The following is a 21,721-nucleotide window of genomic DNA, read 5'->3' as shown; positions in this document are numbered from 1 at the left end:
AGCCGCATATGCACAAAAGAAGGCCCCGAACTTTGACACTATGGACATCGCACGAGATCGTTTCGGCGCGTATGGGCACGTACACGGGCGGATGCGCTCAGCCGGTCACCACCCGCCCCCTCAGCCCGCCATCAGCTCGGCCAGGGCGACGGCCTCGGTCAGGGTGTCCACCACGGGCACACCGGCCGCCTCCAGGCTGCTGCGGCTGTGCGAACCGCCGGTGTAGAGCACGGCGCGCGCGCCCACGTGGGCCGCGGCCACGGCATCGTCCACCGCGTCACCGATGACCACCGCGGATTCGGGAGCGACATCCCCCAGCACCGCGAAGTGACGCTCCATGTGCTGCGCCTTGCTTCCGCCGGAGGGGCCGGTACGGCCGTCGACGCGTATGAAATGACGCTCGATACCGTACCCACGAACCACTGGGACCAGGTGCTCATGGCCGTACATGCTCAGCAGGGACTGGCTGCGGCCACCGGACTGCCACCGGGCCAGCAGCTCCTCGACGCCCTCGGTCAGCCCGCAACCCACCCGCTGCTCGGTGTAGTGGCGATGGAAGAGGCCGTCCATCCGCTCCCACTCGGCAGGAGTGGGCAGCCTGCCCATGAGCCGCTCGTAGAACGTGGGTATCGGCACACAGTACGTCTCGCGGTACTGCTCCAGCGTGAGCGGCTCCACGTCGACCTCCGCGAAAGCGGCGTTCGTCGCCCCGAGGACCGCGTGGATGTCGTCGAGCAGGGTGCCGTTCCAGTCCCAGACCAGATGTGTGCGGTGCTTCCCGGATGTCGCCATGGACAAAAAATACCCGCCGGGTACGACAGCCGCCGCTGGTGGGACGTTCAGCCGATCAGGCCGGGGATCTCCTGGATCCCGAACCACAGCAGCTCGTGGTCCTCCGCGCCGTCCACGGTGAACTGGGCGTCGCCGTCGCCCTGGTCCGCCGCTCCCAGCGCCGCGGCCGCGGCGGCGACGTCCTTCTCGGCGCCGTCGGCGTCCACATGCACCGCGGCGGCCTTCGACAGCGCAACCGCGTCCGCGATCCGCACCTCGCCGAGCGACGACGCGTCCAGGACCTGGTCCGGATCGGCGACCGCCGCCCCGTCCGGCACATCGAGGGCGACGACGACACGGCGCCGGGTCTCCTCCGGGCGGCCCGCGATCAACCGCAGCGAAGCGGAGGCGGCCCGGTTGAGGGCCGCGTACTCCAGCTCCTCGATGTCGTCGGAGACGTACCACTCGCGCAGACCGGGCGTCACGGCATACGCGGTCAGCGGCCCCGGACCGACCTCGCCCGCCCTGTGCACAGCGGCAAGACCGGAGAGGGTCAGGGGGACGTACACACGCATGGCTGACCGCTTTCGTAGTCGATGACGCCCTCAGGATACGTGTGACGTCCCCCTTCGGGGTTGCCGATACACCGGGCGCCGTCCACCCCGCGACGACCGTCACCCCCGCCGTTCCCTTGCGGCGTGGGGCCCGTCACCCGGATAGGTGATCCCGCCAAATGCCCGACTGGCCCCCGCCGCCGTTTGCGGGGCCGCCGACCGGCCCCGTAGAAGGTCCCCAACAGAAGTTACCGCCCGGTACTCAGCCGGGCGCCCGACAGCAGCCACGGGGGCTATCAGCATGAGCACGGACAGGACGAGGCCGGCCGGACGACGCGACCGCAGCAGGCCGGGCACCGTACCGCCACAACGGCCCCGGCGGCCGCTACGCCCGCACCAGTGGTTCGCCGAACGCCTGCTCGCCGTCCTCAGCGGCCAGCGTCCGGTGCACTGGATGCTCGGCCACACGATCGGCGAGGCCTACGACCAGCTCGCCGAACTCGCCCCTGACGCCCCGCTCGGCGCGGGCTGCAGGCGCCCGGTGGTACGCACCTGCCACGGCACCCAGCCCGCCACCGGCGTCGTCGAGGCCTTCGCCAGCATCGCCACGGGCGAACAGGTCCGCGCCATGGCCTTCCGCCTCGAACAGGGCCCCGACCTTCGCTGGCGCTGCGCCGCGATCGACCTGGGCGGCGAACGCCTTCCAGCCGTCAGATGACCTGCCGCCCGGCGAGAGCCCTTCGGTGCTCGAGGACACGCCCGCAGAGGCCGCACAGCGGCCCCTGCGGACCCGCAGGGGCCGCGGCCACCCTTCGGGGGCGGCCCGACCGCCCTGAGGCACCCGAGGCGCCCAGGAAACGCGCCTGGCCCGGACACCTCTCGGTGTCCGGGCCAGGCGCCGCTCAGATGTGCCGCGCGCTACTTCTTCCGGCGCCGCCCACCCGTGCTCTTCTGTGCCTTGCGGCGCTCCGCGCGCGTCATGCCGTCCGCCTCGGACCGCGCACCGTCACCGTTGGCGAAGTCGCCCTCGACGACGCCGCCCTCCCCGTCCACGGTGGGAGCGGAGAAGTGCAGCCGGTCCGGACGCTGCGGCGCGTCCAGCCCCTTGGCCCGGATCTCCGGGCGCCCGGCCGCGGCTGCCACCGGCGCGTCCTGCTTCTCGAGCGAGGGGCGCTCCGCACCCTCCTGCACCGGAACCTCCTCGACCTGCTGTTCAACCTGGACCTCCAGGTTGAACAGGTAGCCGACGGACTCCTCCTTGATGCCCTCCATCATGGCCTTGAACATGTCGTAGCCCTCGCGCTGGTACTCGACCAGCGGGTCCTTCTGCGCCATGGCCCGCAGACCGATGCCCTCCTGGAGATAGTCCATCTCGTAGAGGTGCTCACGCCACTTGCGGTCCAGGACGGACAGGACCACGCGCCGTTCCAGCTCACGCATGATGTCCGAGCCGAGCGTCTTCTCGCGCTCCGCGTACTGCTCGTGGATGTCGTCCTTGACCGACTCGGCGATGAAGTCGGCGGTCACACCGGCCAGGTCGCCGACGGCCTCCTCCAGGTCCTCGACCGTGACCTTCACCGGGTAGAGCTGCTTGAAGGCACCCCACAGCCGGTCGAGGTCCCACTCCTCGGCGAAGCCCTCGGCCGTCTCCTGCCGGATGTAGTCGTCGATCGTGTCGTCCATGAAGTGGCGGATCTGGTCCTGCAGATCCTCACCCTCCAGGACGCGGCGGCGCTCGCCGTAGATGACCTCACGCTGCCGGTTGAGCACCTCGTCGTACTTCAGGACGTTCTTACGCGTCTCGAAGTTCTGCTGCTCGACCTGCGACTGTGCGGAGGCGATCGCCCGGGTCACCATCTTGTTCTCGATGGGCACGTCGTCGGGAACGTTCGCCATCGACATGACGCGCTCGACCATCTGCGCCTTGAACAACCGCATCAGGTCATCGCCCAGCGACAGGTAGAACCGGGACTCGCCCGGGTCGCCCTGGCGGCCGGAACGGCCACGCAGCTGGTTGTCGATCCGCCGCGACTCGTGCCGCTCCGTGCCCAGCACGTACAGCCCGCCGAGATCCTTGACCTCTTCGAACTCGGCCTTCACGGCCTGCTCGGCCTTCTCCAGCGCGGCGGGCAGGGCCGCCGCCCACTGCTCGACGTGCTCCACGGGGTCGAGACCGCGCTGGCGCAGCTCCGCCTCGGCGAGGTCGTCCGGGTTGCCGCCGAGCTTGATGTCGGTGCCTCGGCCCGCCATGTTCGTGGCGACCGTGACGGCGCCCCTGCGGCCCGCCTGGGCGACGATCGTCGCCTCACGGTCGTGCTGCTTGGCGTTGAGGACCTCGTGCTGGACACCGCGCTTGGAGAGCTGCTGCGAGAGGTACTCGGACTTCTCGACCGAGGTCGTGCCGACCAGGATCGGCTGCCCCTTCTCGTGCTTCTCGGCGATGTCGTCGACGACCGCGGCGAACTTGGCGACCTCGGTGCGGTAGATCAGGTCCGACTGGTCGGCGCGGACCATGGGCCGGTTCGTCGGGATCGGCACGACGCCGAGCTTGTAGATCTGGTGGAACTCGGCGGCCTCGGTCATCGCCGTACCGGTCATTCCGGAGAGCTTGCCGTACAGGCGGAAGAAGTTCTGCAGGGTGATCGTGGCGAGCGTCTGGTTCTCGTCCTTGATGTCCACCCCTTCCTTCGCCTCGATGGCCTGGTGCATGCCCTCGTTGTAACGGCGACCGGCGAGGATACGCCCGGTGTGCTCGTCGACGATCATGACTTCGCCGTCGATGACGACGTAGTCCTTGTCCTTCTTGAAGAGTTCCTTGGCCTTGATCGCGTTGTTCAGGTAACCGACGAGCGGGGTGTTCACCGACTCGTAGAGGTTGTCGATCCCGAGCCAGTCCTCGACCTTCGCGACACCGGGCTCGTGGATGGCCACGGTCCGCTTCTTCTCGTCGACCTCGTAGTCACCGGTCTCCTCGAGGCCCTTCAGCGGGTTGCCCGCCTCACCCCTGGTGAGACGCGTGACCAGCTTGGCGAAGTCGCCGTACCACTTGGTGGCCTGATCGGCGGGGCCGGAGATGATTAGCGGCGTACGAGCCTCGTCGACGAGGATCGAGTCGACCTCGTCGACGATGGCGAAGTTGTGGCCGCGCTGGACGAGCTCCTCCTGGGACCACGCCATGTTGTCGCGGAGGTAGTCGAACCCGAACTCGTTGTTCGTTCCGTACGTGATGTCGCAGGCGTACTGCTCACGGCGCTGCGCCGGGGTCATGTTGGCGATGATGCAGCCGACCTCGAGACCGAGGAACTTGTGCACCCGGCCCATCATCTCGGAGTCACGCTCGGCCAGGTAGTCGTTGACCGTGATCAGGTGCACACCCTTGCCGGAGAGCGCGTTGAGATACGCGGGCAGGGTACCGACGAGGGTCTTGCCCTCACCGGTCTTCATCTCGGCCACATAGCCGAGGTGCAGGGCGGCACCGCCCATCATCTGAACGTCGTAGTGGCGCTGTCCGAGGACGCGCTTCGCGGCCTCACGCACCGTCGCGAATGCTTCGGGAAGCAGGTCGTCCAGGCTCTCGCCGTCCGCGTACCGTTCCTTGTACTCGTCGGTGAGCGCCCGCAGCTCGGCGTCGGAGAGGTTGACGAAGTCCTCTTCGATGGAGCTGACCTGGTCCGCGATGCGGTGCAGTTTGCGCAGGATCTTGCCTTCGCCTGCACGCATGAGCTTGTTGAAGACGGACACTGAGGCTGGTCTCCTTGCCGGTCGGGCCTGGCACTGGGTCGTGTGATGGACTCTGGCGCGGGCACGGCAGGTGGACCCCACCGCAACGGCCATCGTAAGCGAGGACCCCGCCACGCAGGGAGGGCTGCCACCGCGTTCTCGCCGCCGTACCCTCCCAAAACAACGGCCGGAGGGGACGGAAGGTGCCGGGAAGCACCGAAAAGTGCTCGCATCCCGTGCTCCCCGTCACCAGAATCCCTGCATGGAACCCACCACCCTCACCACGGAACGCCTGCTCATGCGGCCCTTCGCGCCCGAGGACGCGCAGGCGGTGTACACCGCCTGCCAGGATCCGGACATCCAGCGCTGGACGGTTGTCCCGTCCCCGTACACCCGTGCCGACGCGAAGCTCTTCACGGAGGAACTCTCACCCACGGGCTGGCAGGACGACACGATGTACAACTTCGCAGTACTGCTGCGGGACGGCGGGCAGCTCGTAGGCGCGCTCGGCGTCAACCGCCGCAACCTGCCGGGCACGTACGAGGTGGGCTTCTGGGCGGCGAGGAAACACCGCGGCTCCGGTTTCACGACGGAAGCGGTGCTCGCGGCTGCCCGCTGGGCGTTCACCGCCCTCGCCGCGGACCGCCTCGAGTGGCGGGCGGAGATCGGCAACGCGGCGTCCCGCGCGGTTGCCCTGCGTGCCGGCTTCCGCATGGAGGGTGAGCAGCGGTCGGCGCTGTTCAACAAGGGAACGCGGCATGACACCTGGACAGGCGCGCTGCTCCCCGCCGATCTGGGGCTGCCAGGCACCCACCCTCATCGGCCGGTCCGGGATGTCAGTGGCGCGCTCTAGGGTTCGACGCATGACGTCTGTGCCACCGCCCGCCCTGGAGCTCTCCGCCGACCAGGCACGCCGCATCGCCCTGCGCGCCCAGGGCCTCCTGGGCGCCCCGGACCGCCGGGGCGGGGTCCCGGGAGTGCTGCGCCGCCTCGGAGCCGTCCAGCTCGACACCATCTCGGTCCTGGCCAGGTCGCACGAGCTCGTGCCGTACGCACGTCTCGGCGCGCTCGGCCGTCGCGCGGTCGACGAGGCCTACTGGTCGGGTGGCCGCTCGTTCGAGTACTGGTCGCACGCCGCCTGCGTCCTGCCGGTCGAGGAGTGGCCGCACTTCGCGTTCCGCCGCCGCGCCTACCGGTCCCGGCCGCACTGGCACCACGACCTGCCCGACGGGGCGTACGGGACGGTGATCGCACAGCTGCGAGCCGAGGGCCCGCTGACGGCGACGGAGCTCGGCGGCGCGAAGAACGGCGGCGAGTGGTGGGACTGGTCCGCGTCCAAGGTCGCCGTCGAGCGCGCCCTGATGTACGGCGAGGTGGTGTGCACCGAGCGGCGCGGCTGGAAGCGGGTCTACGACCTGGCCGAGCGTGCGATTCCGGACTCCGTGCTCCACGACGACCTGGACGACACGGAGTGCCTACGCCGGCTGGTGGCCCTGGCCGGGCGGTCCCTGGGCGTCGGCACCCGGACGGACATCGCCGACTTTCACCGGCTCAAGGCGGAGCAGTTCGACGCCGTGGTGGCGGACTCGGGACTGGTCCCGGTGTCGGTGCGGGGCTGGACCAAGGCTGCCTGGGCGCATCCTGAGGCCCTGGCCTCCGAACCGCGCGGACGGCACCGTACGACGCTGCTGTCGCCGTTCGACTCACTGATCTGGGAGCGGGCGCGCACGGAGCGGATCTTCGGCTTCACCCATCGCCTGGAGGCGTACGTCCCCCGGCCCAAGCGGATCCACGGCTACTTCGCGATGCCGCTGCTGGCTGGCGGCAGGCTGCGGGGCCGGGTCGACCCGGCCAGGGAAGGGACCACGCTGGTCGCCCGGCAGGTCTCCCTCGACGGGGGGAAGTCCGTGACGCCGATGGCCGAGGCGCTCGTGGAGGCTGCTTCCTGGGTGGGCTGTTCGGATGTACGGCTGGAGCGCGTGGACGCACCGGAGCTGCGCGAGCCGCTCCTGGCGGAGATAGCCCGCGTCCTTCGGTAGCCGCCGGACGCTCCGCCCACCCGCTAGCTGATCTCGAGGATCTTCTCCCGCATGGCGTAGACCACGGCTTCCATCCGGGAGTGAAGCTGGAGCTTCTCCAGGATATTGCGGACGTGGTTCTTCACCGTGTTCTCGGAGATGAACAATTCCTTGGCGATATCACGGTTGTTCATGCCGGTGGCCACGAGTTTGAGTACTTCCAGCTCCCGCTCGGTGAGTCGCGGCGCGGGAACGAGCCGGCGCTCGTCGGTGCGCTGAATCATCGACTTGAACTCGGTGAGCAGTTTGGAGGCCATCGACGGGCTGATCTGGGACTGGCCGTCCGCCACCGCGCGAATGGCCGTGGCTACCTCGTCGGTCGAGATCTCCTTGAGCAGATAACCGGTGGCGCCCGCCTTGATCGCCTCGTACAGGTCGGCCTCCTCGTCGCTGATCGTCAACATGATGATCTTCGCGCTGGGGGCCACCTCTTTGATGGAGGTGCAGGCTTCGATGCCGCCGCGCTTGGGCATCCGCACGTCCATCAGCACGATGTCAGGGAGCAGGTCCGCCGCCTTGTCGGCCGCCTCCGCCCCGTCCCCCGCCTCTCCGACGACCTGGATGTCCTCCTCCTGCGCAAGGACGATCTCCAGACCTCTGCGGAAGAGCGCGTGGTCGTCCACCACAAGAACCCTGATGGGCTCCTTGTGGGAACGCGCGTCGTCCGCAACGCATCCCGCACCGGCAGCGCTGTCGGCATCGTTCGTCCCGCGTACGGGCCCGAAGGTGTCCGCCATCGTTCCTCCCCCTGAAGGCCACTGCCTGAGGTCACAGGCAGTACGCCAACGGCAGTGCACAGAGCACTGATTGGCCTGGGACACCATGCTTTCATGCCTGGCCGCCGAAGCGGTGCCCCCTGCGGTCGCGCGCGGTGCCCCTGGGGCGCACAAGCGCTCCAGGGGCACCGCGTACCGGCTGTGAGTGGCGGGTGTCAGCCGCCGAGCGCACCGCCCGCGCCGCCCGCCCCGTCGGAGGCCAGCGGGTCGGTCCTCAGGTGAATGACACCGTAGTCATAGGCGTGTCGCCGGTAGACGACGCTGGGCTCCTTGGTCTCGGAGTCGACGAACAGGTAGAAGTCGTGCCCGACCAACTCCATCTCGTAAAGGGCCTGGTCGAGCGTCATCGGCGCCGCGACGTGCGTCTTCTCGCGCACCACGAGCGGCCCTTCGCCCTGCACCTCGAGCGAACCGATCCTGGTGGTCGGCACGGACGGCTCCGGCTCCTCGGGGATCAGCTCGCCGTCCCCGTTGAACGAGGCGGCACCCGGCACGACCTCCGCGACCTCGGCAGCGGACAGCCGGCCGTTGCCGCGCCTGCTGTAGCGCTTGTCGTGCTCCTTGCGCAGCTGTGTGTCCAGCTTGTCAGTGGCCAGGTCAAGCGCTGCGTACGGGTCGCCTGCCGCTGCTTCCGCCCGGACGACCGGCCCACGTGAGCGGAGCGTGATCTCCACCCGTGCCGCACGGTCGGCCTGACGGGGATTCGGCTCTTTGGACACCTCGACGTCGAGGCTGATCACCTTGCCGTCGAACTTCTGGATCTTGTCCAGCTTCAGCTTCTCGGCCACGTGCTTGCGGAACCGCTCGGGCACCTCGGTCTTGCGGCCCTTGACGACGATGTCCACGCAGAACTCCGTTCCCGGATCGCTCCGCTTCGGCGGCGGAGCATCTCCCTTTTGCACCAGGCTCCGGTGATCGCCGGAGCCGCGGACTCGGTGGCTGTCACCTCCTCCTCCCCCACCGGCAGGGTTTCCGGCCCCACCGATTCCCATGCTTCCGGCGTACCGGACGTACCGGTGTGTAACCTGCCCGAAACCTGGTGGCGCATTCGTCGAGGTACGGAATTCACCGTTCCTCACAACCGAACATAGCCTGCTCACCACCGTGTCGGCACCCGCTACTCACGCGTACCTCCGATCGGACCTCTTTACCCACTCACTACCTGCAACGATGGAAGACATCTGTCAGTTCCGGTTTATTACGAAGGCAGACGGCGAAGCTGCGACAACAGCAGCCCGGAGTTCCTCCGCCCCCGCTGTGCGGTTGTTCGCGTGACTCGCCGCCCTGGCCGCCCGGACCGCCCGTGCCGCCTCCGCCAGTGACGCCCCCGTCGTGAGCAGGTCGTCCACCAGCACGACCCGGCCGGCGTCGAGCAGCGTCCGGCCGCGGTCCGCGACGACGAGTGCGCCTGCCAGATTCGCTTGTCGCTCCCGAGCCCCCAGCCCTGCCTGGTCCGCCACCGGACGCCGCTGCCGCAGCACGGCCAGCACCTGGGCCGACGTGCCCCCGCGCCGCAGCTCGGCCGCGGCCGCGGCTGCGATCCTGCGCACCGGATCATGCCCGCGCCCTGCCGTGGCCCGCCGCGCCGACGGCACCGGCACCACGAGCAGCGGCCCAGCGTCGCCCGCCTGTCCCGCTCCGGCACGCACCGCGGCCGCCAGTGCCCCGCCGAGCACTCCGGCGAGGCCGAGTGCCCCTCGCTCCTTATGGGCCAGCAGCATCGCGCGTACGGCGTTTTCGTACGGCGCCGCCGCGTGGACCACGGGAAGCCCCGTGGGTTCGGGCGCCGGTCTCACCCGGCACGGCACAGCCGCCAGCCCGGCGGCACACTCCTCGCACAGCTCGGTCCGCGGCCTGCCGCAGCCACCACAGGCCACGGGCAGCACCAGCCCGACGATCTCCCGCCACCAACCCCGCACAGTCCCACTCTGCCCGGAGGGCGGGCATCCGGCCATCCCTGTGGAAAACCCCTGTGGACAACGGCCAGCCGGGCAGCCGGGCAGCCGGGCAGCCGCACGGCCCTGTGCTCAGCCCGGATAGACCAGCGAGGAGCCCTGTTTCAGGACCGTCTGCCAGTTGTCCCCCGGCGACAGCTTCACGATGCCGTCGCTTTCGGTGTCCGCCATCAGGGGCAGCTGCTCGTCGTCGGCGGCCGCGACCGCCGACACCTGATTCACGCCCGGCAGGAGCCCGGACGACGACGTGGACCCGTCGGCCTGCACGTAACGCACCTGCTGTACACCGCCCTCCTCCTTGCCGACCACCACGAGACGACTGCGGCCGGACCAGGAGACGGCCGTCACGTCGGCCAGCTGCGGTGCGGCCTGGCGCAGGTCCTCCACCGAAACCCGCTCGGCCTCCCCCGAACCATGACGCTCGACCCGCCCGATGTTCAGGGTCGTGTGCCCGTCCTTCGACACCCGCAGAGCGATCCGCACCCCGTCGGCCGACATCCTCAGTGCCTCGATCCGCCCACCGTTCAGGCCAGGTACCGAGACCTCCTGCGGTTCTCCGGCACCGTCCACCAGGCGTAGCAGCCTGGGATCCGAGGGATCACGGTCGGCGACCCACAGGTCGCCCCTGCCGTCCCAGCTCGGCGCCGAAAGCCGGTCCGCGGCCTTCGACGCGCGGCTGGTCACCACGGGAGCGGCCGGCTCGCTCTCCTCCGCTAGGGAGGACACGTAGAGAAGCTGCTGATCCGCCGAGACCGCGGCGGCCTGCTGTTCGTCCCGGGCCACACCCACGGCGCTCATGGGCACCGTCCCGCTGCCCATCGGACCGATCACCGGCTCCGGATCGCCGCTTCCCTTGGTGTTCCCGGGGATGCGCTGTACACGCCCCTTGTCGTCGACGAAGTACTGGCTGTCGGGACCCTCGGAACCGTTGTCCGAGACGTATTCCTCGGCTTCGTCGGCCCCGAGGGAACACAGCGGACCCCGCTCACCCTGCAACTCCACCTGCCCCACCCGGGCAGACGTCAGGTCACGCAACGTGAAAAGCACCTGGGCCGCCATCATCCGGCAGGCGCCCTGCCCGGCCTGATCGGCTTTCTTGTTGAGCGGAACCTTCAGGACGTTCTGGTCGTCCGGCGCCAGCGAGGTGACCCCGCTCTTCAGCGCCGTACCGGCGGGGAAGCGCGAATCGACCACCGGCCGCAGCCAGTTCGACGGGCCTTCCAGCAGCGTCCGAACCGTCTGCGTGGCGGTGTCCATCCGCGTGACGGGGTCCGTGCGGTTCCGTACGTAGACGGGGTCGGCGACCAGCGCGGACTCGTCGTCCGCCAGCCCGGCGGCGAAGTAGTACTTGTTCACGGACCGGTAGAGGCGTTTGAAGTCGGACTGCCCGAGCACCAGACCGTCCGGCACGATGTCGATGCGCCACTCCTGCTTGCCGTCCGCCCCCTTCTCCCGGACCAGATGCAGCATCTGGGAGTACTCCGACGGGGCCAGCGGCCGGTAGGAGCTCTGCGCGTCGACCGCCGCCACCTGTTCTCCGGTCAGCGTGTAGGTCGTCTCGATGGTCCTGCGCTGCTTGTCGTACACCGTTGGCCCGTTGCGGTTCGGCGCCTGCGCGAGAACTGTGGTGCCCTCGCCCGGCTGCCAGCTCCGGGCGGCTTCCGCGGTCAGATACTTGCGGGTCGTGCGGAAATCGGGGTCGTCGCTGGTCATCGACTCCAGGAAGCCGTCGACCACCTCGATGGGCGCGGCGCCCTCCCTCGGTGGCACGGCGTACACCTGGACCTGGGAATCACCCGGCTGCGAGGCGTCGACCGCCTTCACGTCGCCGGTGACCGGCATCGCTCCGCACCCGGCGAGCACCGCGGCGCCACAGCAGAGCAGCGCGGACAACCGCACCGCCCGGCCCCGGCCGCCCCGACGGCGGTCAGTGTCCACGAGTCGTGTCCTCCTGCTCCGGATCCTGCGTCTCTGAGGCGGCGCCCCCGTCCGGTCGGTCCCCGGCCGGACGCGACACCACACGTGATCCGTTGCCCGGCAGAGCCGCCGGGTGGACCGACGCCGGCGTACGCTGCGCCGCGGGTCCGTGCGTCGGCACGCCCAGGTGCGAACGCACCGTGGCACCTGTCTGGTTCGGTACGGACATCAGCCGCTGCTCGCCCGCCGCCGGCGCCGCCTCCGCCCGCTCACGGTCCTCGCGGTTACCCCGGGAGTCCTCCGGCTCCAGCGGTATCGGTGATCCGCGCAGCGGCTCGTCCGCCGTACGCGGCAGAGTCAGCCGGAACTGCGAGCCGCCGCCGGGCTCACCCCAGGCCTGCAGCCAGCCTCCGTGCAGCCGGGCGTCCTCGACGGCGATCGACAGCCCCAGACCCGTGCCACCGGTGGTGCGGGCACGTGCCGGGTCCGCCCGCCAGAAGCGGTTGAAGACCCGGGTCGCCTCGCCCGGCTTGAGCCCCACGCCGTAGTCCCTGACCGCCACGGCCACGGCGCCCTGAGCGACACCCATCCGCACGATGACGTCCCGGCCCTCGCCGTGCTCGACCGCGTTGACGACGAGATTGCGCAGGACCCGCTCGACGCGGCGCGCGTCGGCTTCGGCGACCACGGGCTGCTCGTCACCCACCACCCGGATCCGGCTGCCCTTGCGCTCCGCGAGCGGCTCGGCACCGCCGATCACCCGCCGGACGACCGTGCGCAGGTCTATCGGTTCGGCTTCCAGTGCCGCCGCCCCCGCGTCGAACCGGCTGATCTCCAGCAGATCGGACAGGAGCGACTCGAAGCGGTCGAGCTGGTCCCCCAGCAGTTCCGCGGACCGGGCCGTGACCGGGTCGAAGTCCACACGCGCCTCATGGATGACATCGGCGGCCATCCGCACGGTCGTCAGCGGGGTGCGCAGCTCATGGCTGACGTCCGAAACGAAACGCCGCTGCATGCGGGAGAGCTCCTCGAGCTGCTGGATCTTCAGCTGAAGGTTCTGCGCCATCTTGTTGAAGGCTTCACCGAGGCGGGCGATGTCGTCCTCACCGGTGACCTTCATTCGCTCCTGGAGCCGGCCCGCGGAAAGCCTCTCGGCGATCCCTGCCGCCATCCGTACGGGTGTGACCACCTGGCGCACCACGAACCAGGCGATGGCACCGAGCAGCACGACCACGAACAAGCCCGCCGTGGCCAGGGTCGTCGTGACCAGGGTCAGCGACTTCTCCTCCTGCGTGAGCGGGAAGAGGTAGTACAACTCGTAAGGGTGGTGGTCGACGTCGTAGAGCCGCTTGCCCACGACGAGCCCGGGCTCCGGCTCTTTCCCGTACGAGTACCGGATCAGCGAGTACGTCTGGAAGGCACCCGCCCCCTCGCCCACGTCGTCCCGCAGCCTCTGCGGGATGGAGGACGCCTCCACGCTGCCCGAGCCTCGGGGGGCGCGGCTGGTGCCCTGCCCGACGGAGTCGGCGCTGAGTGCCACCACGTTGAAGGCGTTCGCACCACCACTGGCGAGCTGGTCGACAAGCTCGGTGCGCCAGGAGGTGCTGGCCGTCATGCCGTCGGCGCCCTCCTCGCTCTGGTCCCCCGGGACGAGCGGCGCGTTCGCGTTCGCCTGGGCGGCCGCGAAGCCGCCGGCCGCCTGTGTCTGCGCGGCCTTGCCCTTCGCCTCGAGCAGGCCGTTGCGGACCTGCCCGATCACGACGAAGCCGAGAAGCAACACGACGGCGATCGACATCAGCAGGGTGCCCGCCACGACGCGCAGCTGCAGATTGCGCCGCCACAGCCGGACGGCCGGCAGCAGCGGCCCGCGGATCCACCGCATCAGCAGCCGCGGCACGGGGCCGCCGGGCGTCCGGGCGCGGAACAACCGGCCGCCCCGGGCCCGGGGGGCCCGGCCGAAACGGGAAGTGCTCCGTGCCGACCCGGCAGCCCGCCCCGTACGGGCCCCGGGCACCCCGGGTGGCGGAGCAGCGCTGCCGAGGGTCATATCAGCTCGGTCCGGCCTTGTAACCGACACCGCGGACGGTCACGACGATCTCCGGCCGCTCCGGGTCCTTCTCCACCTTCGAGCGGAGCCGCTGGACATGCACGTTCACCAGACGGGTGTCGGCGGCATGGCGATAGCCCCACACCTGCTCGAGCAGCACCTCACGGGTGAAGACCTGCCACGGCTTACGGGCGAGGGCGACCAGCAGGTCGAACTCCAGCGGGGTGAGGGCGATGGACTGCCCCTCCCGCTTCACCGAGTGACCGGCCACATCGATGACCAGATCCCCGATCGCCAGCTGTTCCGGAGCGGGCTCTTCGGACCTCCGCAAACGTGCCCTGATCCGGGCAACCAACTCCTTCGGTTTGAACGGCTTGACGATGTAGTCGTCGGCCCCGGATTCCAGGCCCACCACCACATCCACCGTGTCACTCTTGGCAGTGAGCATGACGATCGGCACACCGGACTCGGCCCTGATCAGCCGACAGACCTCGATGCCGTCCCGTCCGGGCAGCATCAGGTCCAGCAGCACCAGGTCCGGCTTGGCCTCACGAAATGCGGCCAGTGCCTTGTCACCGTCCGCTACGAACGACGGTTCGAAACCTTCTCCCCGCAACACAATGCCGAGCATCTCGGCCAGTGCGGTGTCGTCGTCGACGACAAGGACGCGTCCCTTCATAAACGACATCATCCCATTAGCTAATCGTTACCTGCGATGACCTGGCACACAGCTCTGCCAGTCCGACCCCCGTGACCGGGGAAATGACGCCCTCCTCCGTGACGATCGCCGTGACCAGTTCGGGCGGCGTGATGTCGAATGCGGGGTTGTACGCCTGGGCCCCCGGGGGCGCGACAGACGTCCCGGCCCCGTGCCCTCCGGCCGGAACACCCGGTTTCGATGTGAACTCCGTCACTTCCGTCGCGGAACGCTGCTCCACGACGATCGATGTGCCGTCCACCGTCTCCAGATCGACCGTGGTCGTCGGCGCCACGACGAGGAACGGCACATGGTGGTACTTCGCGAGCACCGCCAACGGATAGCTCCCCACCTTGTTGGCCACCGAGCCGTCCGCGGCGATCCGGTCCGCCCCGATGATTACGGCATCCACCTCCCCCGCCGCAAACAGCGAACCCGCCGCGCTGTCCGTGAGCAAGCTGTACGGCATCCCGTTCCGCCCCGCCTCGTACGCCGTCAGCCGTGCGCCCTGGAGGAGTGGCCGGGTCTCGTCCACCCACAACTGCCGCAGACTGCCCTCCCGGTGCGCCCTCAGAGCCACGGCGAACGCCGTGCCCGCACCGCCGGACACGAGCGCCCCGGTGTTGCAGTGGGTCAGCAGCCGATGCCCGCCCACTCCCGGCAGAAGTTCCTCCAACAGCTCCAGACCGTACTGCGCCATCCGACCACTGGCCGCCGCATCCTCATGATGCAGAGCCCGCGCCTCGGAGAGAGCCTCCACGGCAGCCCCCTCCGGGCCGGCCCCGCTCTCGACAGCCGCCCGGTACGCCCTCGCCACCCGCCGCGCCCCGTACCCGAGGTTCACCGCGGTGGGCCGCGCCTGCTCCAGCGACTCCGCGGCCTTCGCCACGTCCTCACCCCGGGCAGCGGCCAACGCCACCCCGTACCCCCCGGTGATGCCCAGCAACGGTGCCCCTCGCACCGCCAACACCCGGATCGCCCGCACCAGCGCGGGCACATCGGCGCACACCAGCTCGGCCTCCTCGGCGGGCAGCCGCGTCTGGTCGAGAAGCACCACCGCAGGCCCTTCCGGTGACTCGTCCCAGCGGAGTACGGAGAGGGCCGGAGGCTCGATACCCGCCGGCGTCTGTGCGTCCTGATCAGCCATCTGCCCAGTCTGCCCGCTGAACCGCCCGCGCATGAAGGCAGGGAGGAGATACAGCGCCGGGCCCGCCCCGGACCAACGCGTGGCACGATGGCTGGCAACCTGCCGCCCCGATGAGCGGGCAGGACTGTGAAGGAGCGACGATGAACGACTCTCCGGGCTGGGCTTCGCCCGGATCCGCCCCCTCCGAAGGCCAGGAGACGGGAATCCCCAAACCCTCCTCGCCCGTTGACGGAAGCGGACCCGCCGGACAGTGGTCTCCCGCACAGCCGCCTCCGGGGCAGTGGTCCCCTCCGAGCCCCACCGGCAGCGGCCCAGGCGCGCCCCCTCCGGCTCCGGGCTGGGGCGGCATGCCGCAGGGGCCCGGGTGGGGCCGCCCGCCCATGGCTGCGAAGCCCGGCGTCATCCCGCTCCGCCCCCTGGGGGTAGGCGAAATCCTCGACGGCGCTGTCTCCACCATGCGCACCCACTGGCGCACGGTCCTCGGCATCAGCCTCATCGTCTCCGTGATCGCCCAGATCGTGATCATCCTTCTCCAGCGCTATCTCTTGCCCCAGCAGGAATCGGTCGACCCGAACGCCACCGGTGCGGAGGCGCTCCGCCAGGCCACCGACTCGGCGCAGTCGCAGCTGATCACCACCGCCCCGAACACGCTCATCGCGATGATCGCCACGCTCATCACCACCTCGGTCCTCACTGTGGTGGTCAGCCGCTCCGTGCTGGGCCGTGGCGTAACGCTCTCCGAAGCCTGGTCCGAGGCCCGCCCACGGCTTCTTCCGCTGCTCGGACTGACTCTTCTGCTCAGCCTGATGAGCGCCGCGATCATGGCCGTGGGCCTGCTTCCGGGCCTGGCACTGGGCGGCGGCACAGCCGGCCTCGCACTGACCTTCCTCGGCTTCATCGCCTCCTGCGGCGTCGTTCTCTGGCTCATGATCCGCTTCATGCTCGCGGCTCCGGCGTTGATGCTCGAGCGGCAATCCGTTCTTACCTCGCTGCGGCGGTCGGCCAAGCTGGTCAGGGGCAACTGGTGGCGGACGTTCGGCATTCTGGCGCTGACCTACCTGCTGGTCATCGTCCTGACCTTGATCATCGCGATCCCGTTCGGCATCATCGCCATAAGCGTGGACAGCGAAGGTCTGAGCGAGTTCCTCAACAGCAGCTCGACCGACTTCGGCTGGCCCTTCCTCATCGTCACGGGCATCGGCGATGTGATCATCTCGACGCTCGTCTACCCCTTCACCGCGGGAGTGATGGCCCTGCTCTACGTCGACCAGCGCATCCGCCGCGAGGCGCTCGACCTCGACCTCGCCCGGGCCGCGGGCGTTCCCGGCTACGACACCCCCAGAAGCTGATGCGGTGACGGGGCCGGGGGGCACCACCGCAGCAGTACCGCTCGTCCCGGCAGACGAGGACATACCCGTGGGCACCCCACGCGTCCCCGCCCGGGAAGCCGCGCAGGACGAACTGTCCGACCCGAGATACCACGAGCACGATCCGAACCTTCTCGAACGCGGCCTGGACCGCTTCTGGGACTGGGTCGGCGACCTCTTCGCCGGCGCCGCCGGGGCAGCCCCCGGCGGCCCGCTCGGGCTCGTCGTACTCGTCCTGGCCGTCGCCGGTCCGGGCGCCGCCCTGTGGTGGAGGCTCGGCACACCACGACGCACCGTCCGCACTCCCGAAACTCTTTTCGGCGGCACCACCCGCAGCACGGCCGACCATCGCACCACCGCTGCCGCACACGCCGAAGCCCGACGCTGGACCGAAGCAGTCCAGGAGCGGATGCGCGCCCTTGTCCGCTCCCTGGAGGACCGGGCCGTACTCGACCCACGCCCCGGCCGCACCGCGGACGAGGCAGCCGCCGAGGCAGGCCGGCTGATGCCCGCACACGCAGACCGTCTCCGTGCCGCCGCCCGGGCCTTCGACGACGTCACATACGGTGGCCGCACCGCTGACGAGGGCGCGTATCTCACGCTGTGCACACTCGATCTTGATCTCGAGGCTGCCAAACCCCTGCTGACCACCGGCACCACCCAGGGGGTCGCCGGATGACCGTCACCTCGGCCGCTCCCACCACCTCGGAATCCCGCACCCCCCACCAGATCTGGCAGCGTGTCCGGGGACTGCTGCTCGCCGCCCTCATCCTCGTCATCGCCGGGGTCGCCCTTGCCGCCGTTCGCTCCGGTGGTCAGCACGGTCGGCTCGATCCCCGCTCCGCAGACCCCTACGGCAGCCGTGCGGTTGCCGAACTCCTCATGGCACGCGGCGTAACCGTCGACGTCGTGACGACCCTCGGAGAAGCTGCCGGTGCGACAGGCCCCGACACCACCCTGCTCGTTGTCGGCCCCAACATGCTCACCACTCACCAGCAGCGGCACCTCCACACGGCGACCACCGGCTCCGCGGGCCGTACCGTCCTCATCGCCCCCGGCGGCCCCTCCGTAGCCCGCCTCGCCCCCGGCGTACGCCCGGAATCGCACCGACCGGTGACCGCACGGCCCCCACGCTGCGAACTCCCTGCAGCCCGCGCCGCGGGCGCCACCGAACTGGGCGGCATCCACTACGTGACGGACTCGCCCCAGGCCACCGCCTGCTATCCGGACGACGAATCCGCCTCCCTCCTTGTCCTGCCGGGACAAGGAGCCGGCGACACTGTGCTGCTCGGCTCCCCCGACATCTTCTACAACGACCGTCTCGACCGGCAGGGCAATGCCTCGCTGGGCCTGCAACTCCTCGGCTCCCGCCCACATCTCGTCTGGTACCTCCCCTCGCTCGACGATCCGTCCGCGGCCGCGGGCAGCGCAGACGGCCGGGACACCAGCAGTGAAAGCGGTGACGACGCAGCCGGAGGAGAGAGCGGCCTCATCGGGCTCATCCCCTCGGGCTGGGTCTGGGGCACCCTCCAACTGGCCCTCGCCGCCGTCCTCGCCGCCATCTGGCGCGGCCGCCGCTTCGGACCGCTGATCACCGAGCGGCTACCGGTGGCCATACGGGCCTCCGAATCCACCGAAGGACGGGCCCGCCTCTACCACAAGGCCGACGCCCGGAGCCGCGCGGCCGACACACTCCGTTCCGCCACACGGGCCCGCATTGCTCCCCTCCTCGGAGTGCCCCCCCGTGACGCCGATTCCCCCTCTGTGCTCCTGCCCGCCGTCGTCGCACGCCGCAGCCCCCCGGGCAGCGACCTCCGCGCACTTCTCTTCGGCCCGGCTCCCGCCGATGACGCCGCGCTTGTCCTTCTGACCGAACAACTCGACGCCCTCGAAAGGGAGGTACGCACGTCATGAGCGCCCCGACCCCGGAGACCGCCGTGCTTGCGGCATCCGCAGGGACCCCTGTGGTCCCCGTGCACTCCGACAGCGCCCGCGCATCCCTGGAAGCTCTGCGTTCCGAGATCGCGAAGGCCGTGGTCGGCCAGGACCCGGCCGTCACTGGACTGGTCGTCGCTCTCCTCTGCCGAGGCCATGTCCTTCTGGAAGGCGTACCCGGAGTCGCAAAGACCCTCTTGGTCCGCGCACTTGCCGCCTCCCTCGAACTGGACACCAAACGCGTCCAGTTCACCCCCGACCTGATGCCGAGCGATGTCACGGGCTCGCTCGTATACGACGCCCGCACCTCCGAGTTCTCGTTCCAGCCCGGACCGGTGTTCACCAATCTCCTGCTCGCGGACGAGATCAACCGCACCCCTCCCAAGACGCAGTCCTCTCTGCTGGAGGCCATGGAAGAACGTCAGGTCACCATCGACGGATCTCCTCGACCGCTCCCCGACCCTTTCTTGGTCGCGGCCACCCAGAACCCTGTCGAATACGAGGGCACCTACTCACTGCCCGAGGCACAGCTGGACCGCTTCCTCCTCAAGCTGACGGTCCCGCTTCCCTCACGCGAAGACGAGATCCACGTACTCACGCGCCACGCGGACGGGTTCAACCCTCGTGACCTGAAGGCAGCAGGCATACAGCCCGTGGCCGGCCCGGCCGACCTCGAAGCGGCACGTGCCGCCGTCGCCAAGACGTCTGTCTCCCCCGAGATCGCCGCCTATGTCGTCGATATCTGCCGTGCCACGCGTGAATCCCCCTCACTCAGCCTCGGTGCCTCCCCCCGAGGAGCCACTGCACTGCTCTCCACCGCACGGGCATGGGCCTGGCTCACGGGCCGGGACTATGTCATCCCGGACGATGTGAAAGCCCTCGCTCTTCCCACACTTCGTCATCGCATACAACTGCGGCCGGAGGCGGAGATGGAGGGAGTCACCGCCGACTCCGTCATCACCGCCGTCCTCGCCCACGTCCCCGTTCCCAGGTGAGGCGTTGACCATGGCCCTCACCGGACGGGCCGCCCTGGTGGCGGCTTTGGGGTCACTCCCCGTAGGCATCCTGGCCCCGAGCTGGACGGGCATGCTCGCGGTCAACATCCCGCTCTCACTGGCAATTCTGTGCGACTATGCCCTGGCTGCGCCAGTGCGTACGTTGCAGTTCACCCGATCCGGTGATACATCCGTTCGACTCGGTGACATCGCAACGGTACAACTCACCGTGACCAATCCGTCCCGGCGTCCGTTCCGCGCCCATCTCCGCGACGGCTGGCCTCCCAGCAGTTGGACCTCTGAGAGAGAACAGGGCTCGTCCCGGCACCAGTTCGCCGTGCCCCCACGGGAGCGTCGCCGCCTCAGCACACTCCTGCGGCCGTCGCGGCGTGGAGATCGCGAGGCAGACCGCGTCACTGTCCGGTCCTTCGGCCCCCTCGGTCTCGCGGCTCGGCAGGGATATCACCGCGTGCCCTGGGCCGTCCGGGTACTGCCTCCTTTCACGAGCCGGAAGCATCTGCCCTCCCGGCTCGCCAGACTGCGTGAACTCGACGGCCGGACCAGCGTGCTGACCCGCGGAGAGGGCACCGAGTTCGACAGCCTGCGCGCCTACGTTCCGGGCGACGACACCCGCTCCATCGACTGGCGGGCCACCGCACGCCAGTCCGCTGTCGCTGTCCGTACCTGGCGCCCCGAGCGCGACCGCCAGATCCTCGTCGTCCTCGACACCGGCCGCACGTCCGCAGGCCGGGTGGGGGATGTGCCGCGACTCGACGCCGCCATGGACGCGACTCTGCTCCTCGCCGCCCTCGCCACCCGCGCGGGCGACCTGGTGAACCTGCTCGCCTACGACCGACGCGTTCGGGCTCAGGTGCAGGGAAGAGCGGGTGGGGACGTCCTGTCGACGCTTGTCAGCGCGCTGGCCACCCTGGAGCCCGAACTCGTGGAAACCGACGTTCACGGTCTCAGCACGGCCGCACTGGCCAACGCTCCGCGTCGCTCCTTGATCGTCCTGTTCACGAGTCTGGACGCCGCGCCTGTCGACGAGGGCCTCCTGCCGGTCCTTCCGCAGCTCACCCAGCGCCACACGGTAATGGTCGCATCTGTCGCCGACCCTCATGCCGAGAAGATGTCCCGTGCGCGCGGGACAGCGGAAGCGACCTACGAGGCCGCAGCCGGCACTCAGGCACAAGAGCAACGCCGCCGCACCGCGGACCAGCTCCGGCGTCATGGCGTCACAGTCGTCGATGCCGCGCCCGACGAACTCGCACCCGCACTGGCTGATGCCTACCTCGCGCTGAAAGCGGCCGGTCGGCTGTAAAGACCCTGGGCAGAGAGGCTGAGGAGCCACACTCGCGCCTCAGGCTGAGCGCCGCCGAATCCGATCCGGTTTCCGTCCGGATCGTGGTGGACAGCCGTGCGCACACCGTTCGGGAAAGTCTCGCGCTCCGTGGGCTCCAGACCCCGCAAGCCGATCTGGGCGACGAGGTCGTCCAGATCGTCCAGGGCATCGACGAAGATCGTGTGCATGGCATGGTCGGCGTGCTGTACGTCGCTCGCGACGAAGGACGGAGGAAGATCACCTACCGGGATACCAGCGTGCAAATCGATCTCCATGGCCGGCATGCTACGTCACGCGGTCTCCCGTCGCGGTTCCGAGACGCTGTGAACGCAGAAAAGCCCCGTGCCACAAGGGCACGGGGCTTTCCCGGAATAATTGTTCGGCGGCGTCCTACTCTCCCACAGGGTCCCCCCTGCAGTA

19 protein-coding genes are annotated in these 21,721 nt (G+C 69.5%); 8 read left to right on the top strand and 11 right to left on the bottom strand.

The features are described 5' to 3' along the window. Positions 1–120: 120 nt before the first annotated feature. Together ACWD04_RS27270 and ACWD04_RS27265 are read right to left on the bottom strand one after the other, a co-directional pair. Positions 121–792, bottom strand: coding sequence for an HAD family hydrolase (locus tag ACWD04_RS27270; RefSeq protein WP_451136234.1), 672 nt, complete (start codon positions 790–792; stop codon positions 121–123). 47 nt (positions 793–839) lie between these two features. After that, positions 840–1,346 (bottom strand): DUF6912 family protein, encoded by a 507-nt coding sequence (locus tag ACWD04_RS27265; protein ID WP_451136232.1) that lies wholly within the window; start codon positions 1,344–1,346, stop codon positions 840–842. 280 nt (positions 1,347–1,626) lie between these two features. On the opposite strand from ACWD04_RS27265, the gene ACWD04_RS27260 reads away from it, so the two are divergent. After that, on the top strand, positions 1,627–2,043 hold the full coding sequence (locus ACWD04_RS27260; protein WP_451136230.1) for an Rv3235 family protein: 417 nt from the start codon (positions 1,627–1,629) through the stop codon (positions 2,041–2,043). 200 nt (positions 2,044–2,243) lie between these two features. On the opposite strand, the gene secA is transcribed toward ACWD04_RS27260, so the two are convergent. Then, positions 2,244–5,066: a preprotein translocase subunit SecA gene (gene secA, locus ACWD04_RS27255; protein ID WP_451136228.1), complete on the bottom strand. Its 2,823-nt coding sequence runs from the start codon at positions 5,064–5,066 to the stop codon at positions 2,244–2,246. Between the two features lie 241 nt (positions 5,067–5,307). On the opposite strand from secA, the gene ACWD04_RS27250 reads away from it, so the two are divergent. Continuing rightward, positions 5,308–5,898 (top strand): GNAT family N-acetyltransferase, encoded by a 591-nt coding sequence (locus ACWD04_RS27250; protein WP_451136226.1) that lies wholly within the window; start codon positions 5,308–5,310, stop codon positions 5,896–5,898. A 10-nt stretch (positions 5,899–5,908) separates the two neighbouring features. Then, complete coding sequence (locus ACWD04_RS27245) at positions 5,909–7,084, top strand: winged helix-turn-helix domain-containing protein (RefSeq protein WP_451136224.1); 1,176 nt, start codon at positions 5,909–5,911, stop codon at positions 7,082–7,084. 23 nt (positions 7,085–7,107) lie between these two features. Here the strand turns inward: ACWD04_RS27245 and ACWD04_RS27240 are convergent, their stop codons facing one another. The 7 genes from ACWD04_RS27240 to mtnA all read right to left on the bottom strand — a co-directional run bounded on the left by ACWD04_RS27240 (position 7,108) and on the right by mtnA (position 15,662). Continuing rightward, a complete protein-coding gene (locus ACWD04_RS27240) occupies positions 7,108–7,860 on the bottom strand; it encodes a response regulator (protein ID WP_451136222.1) in 753 nt (250 codons plus the stop codon). Between the two features lie 194 nt (positions 7,861–8,054). Next, entirely contained in the window at positions 8,055–8,744 is a 690-nt protein-coding gene (gene hpf / locus ACWD04_RS27235) for a ribosome hibernation-promoting factor, HPF/YfiA family (RefSeq protein WP_451136220.1), read from the bottom strand. 339 nt (positions 8,745–9,083) lie between these two features. Continuing rightward, positions 9,084–9,818: a ComF family protein gene (locus ACWD04_RS27230; protein ID WP_451136218.1), complete on the bottom strand. Its 735-nt coding sequence runs from the start codon at positions 9,816–9,818 to the stop codon at positions 9,084–9,086. 108 nt (positions 9,819–9,926) lie between these two features. Continuing rightward, positions 9,927–11,792, bottom strand: coding sequence for an LpqB family beta-propeller domain-containing protein (locus ACWD04_RS27225; protein ID WP_451136217.1), 1,866 nt, complete (start codon positions 11,790–11,792; stop codon positions 9,927–9,929). Then, positions 11,782–13,818 (bottom strand): MtrAB system histidine kinase MtrB, encoded by a 2,037-nt coding sequence (gene mtrB / locus ACWD04_RS27220; RefSeq protein ID WP_451136215.1) that lies wholly within the window; start codon positions 13,816–13,818, stop codon positions 11,782–11,784. The genes ACWD04_RS27225 and mtrB overlap by 11 nt, the downstream gene beginning before the upstream one ends. A 1-nt stretch (position 13,819) precedes the next feature. Further along, positions 13,820–14,509 carry a two-component system response regulator MtrA gene (gene mtrA / locus ACWD04_RS27215; protein ID WP_187281934.1) on the bottom strand — a complete coding sequence of 230 codons (690 nt, stop codon included), beginning with the start codon at positions 14,507–14,509 and terminating at the stop codon, positions 13,820–13,822. A gap of 4 nt (positions 14,510–14,513) precedes the next feature. Further along, positions 14,514–15,662, bottom strand: a complete 1,149-nt coding sequence (gene mtnA / locus ACWD04_RS27210; RefSeq protein WP_451136213.1) for an S-methyl-5-thioribose-1-phosphate isomerase — start codon at positions 15,660–15,662, stop codon at positions 14,514–14,516. Positions 15,663–15,802: 140 nt separating this feature from the next. Here mtnA and ACWD04_RS27205 point away from each other — a divergent pair, with 140 nt between their 5' ends. From ACWD04_RS27205 to ACWD04_RS27185, 5 genes are read left to right on the top strand one after another with little or no spacing between them, the layout of a single operon-like run. After that, positions 15,803–17,011 carry a DUF7544 domain-containing protein gene (locus tag ACWD04_RS27205; RefSeq protein ID WP_451136211.1) on the top strand — a complete coding sequence of 403 codons (1,209 nt, stop codon included), beginning with the start codon at positions 15,803–15,805 and terminating at the stop codon, positions 17,009–17,011. A gap of 4 nt (positions 17,012–17,015) precedes the next feature. Then, entirely contained in the window at positions 17,016–17,708 is a 693-nt protein-coding gene (locus ACWD04_RS27200; RefSeq protein ID WP_451136209.1) for a DUF4129 domain-containing protein, read from the top strand. Continuing rightward, on the top strand, positions 17,705–18,943 hold the full coding sequence (locus tag ACWD04_RS27195; RefSeq protein WP_451136207.1) for a DUF4350 domain-containing protein: 1,239 nt from the start codon (positions 17,705–17,707) through the stop codon (positions 18,941–18,943). The genes ACWD04_RS27200 and ACWD04_RS27195 overlap by 4 nt, the downstream gene beginning before the upstream one ends. Continuing rightward, positions 18,940–19,959, top strand: coding sequence for an AAA family ATPase (locus ACWD04_RS27190; RefSeq protein ID WP_451136205.1), 1,020 nt, complete (start codon positions 18,940–18,942; stop codon positions 19,957–19,959). The genes ACWD04_RS27195 and ACWD04_RS27190 overlap by 4 nt, the downstream gene beginning before the upstream one ends. Before the next feature lie 10 nt (positions 19,960–19,969). Next, the gene (locus ACWD04_RS27185) at positions 19,970–21,280 is read left to right on the top strand and encodes a DUF58 domain-containing protein (protein WP_451136203.1); all 1,311 of its coding nucleotides are present in this window, start codon (positions 19,970–19,972) and stop codon (positions 21,278–21,280) included. Here ACWD04_RS27185 and ACWD04_RS27180 read toward each other — a convergent pair. Continuing rightward, positions 21,247–21,576 (bottom strand): VOC family protein, encoded by a 330-nt coding sequence (locus ACWD04_RS27180; RefSeq protein WP_451136201.1) that lies wholly within the window; start codon positions 21,574–21,576, stop codon positions 21,247–21,249. The two genes, ACWD04_RS27185 and ACWD04_RS27180, sit on opposite strands and share 34 nt — an antisense overlap. Between the last annotated feature and the right edge of the window lie 145 nt (positions 21,577–21,721).

This window comes from Streptomyces sp. NPDC002911, from assembly GCF_053591835.1.
This window is presented reverse-complemented; position numbering and strand designations above follow the sequence as displayed.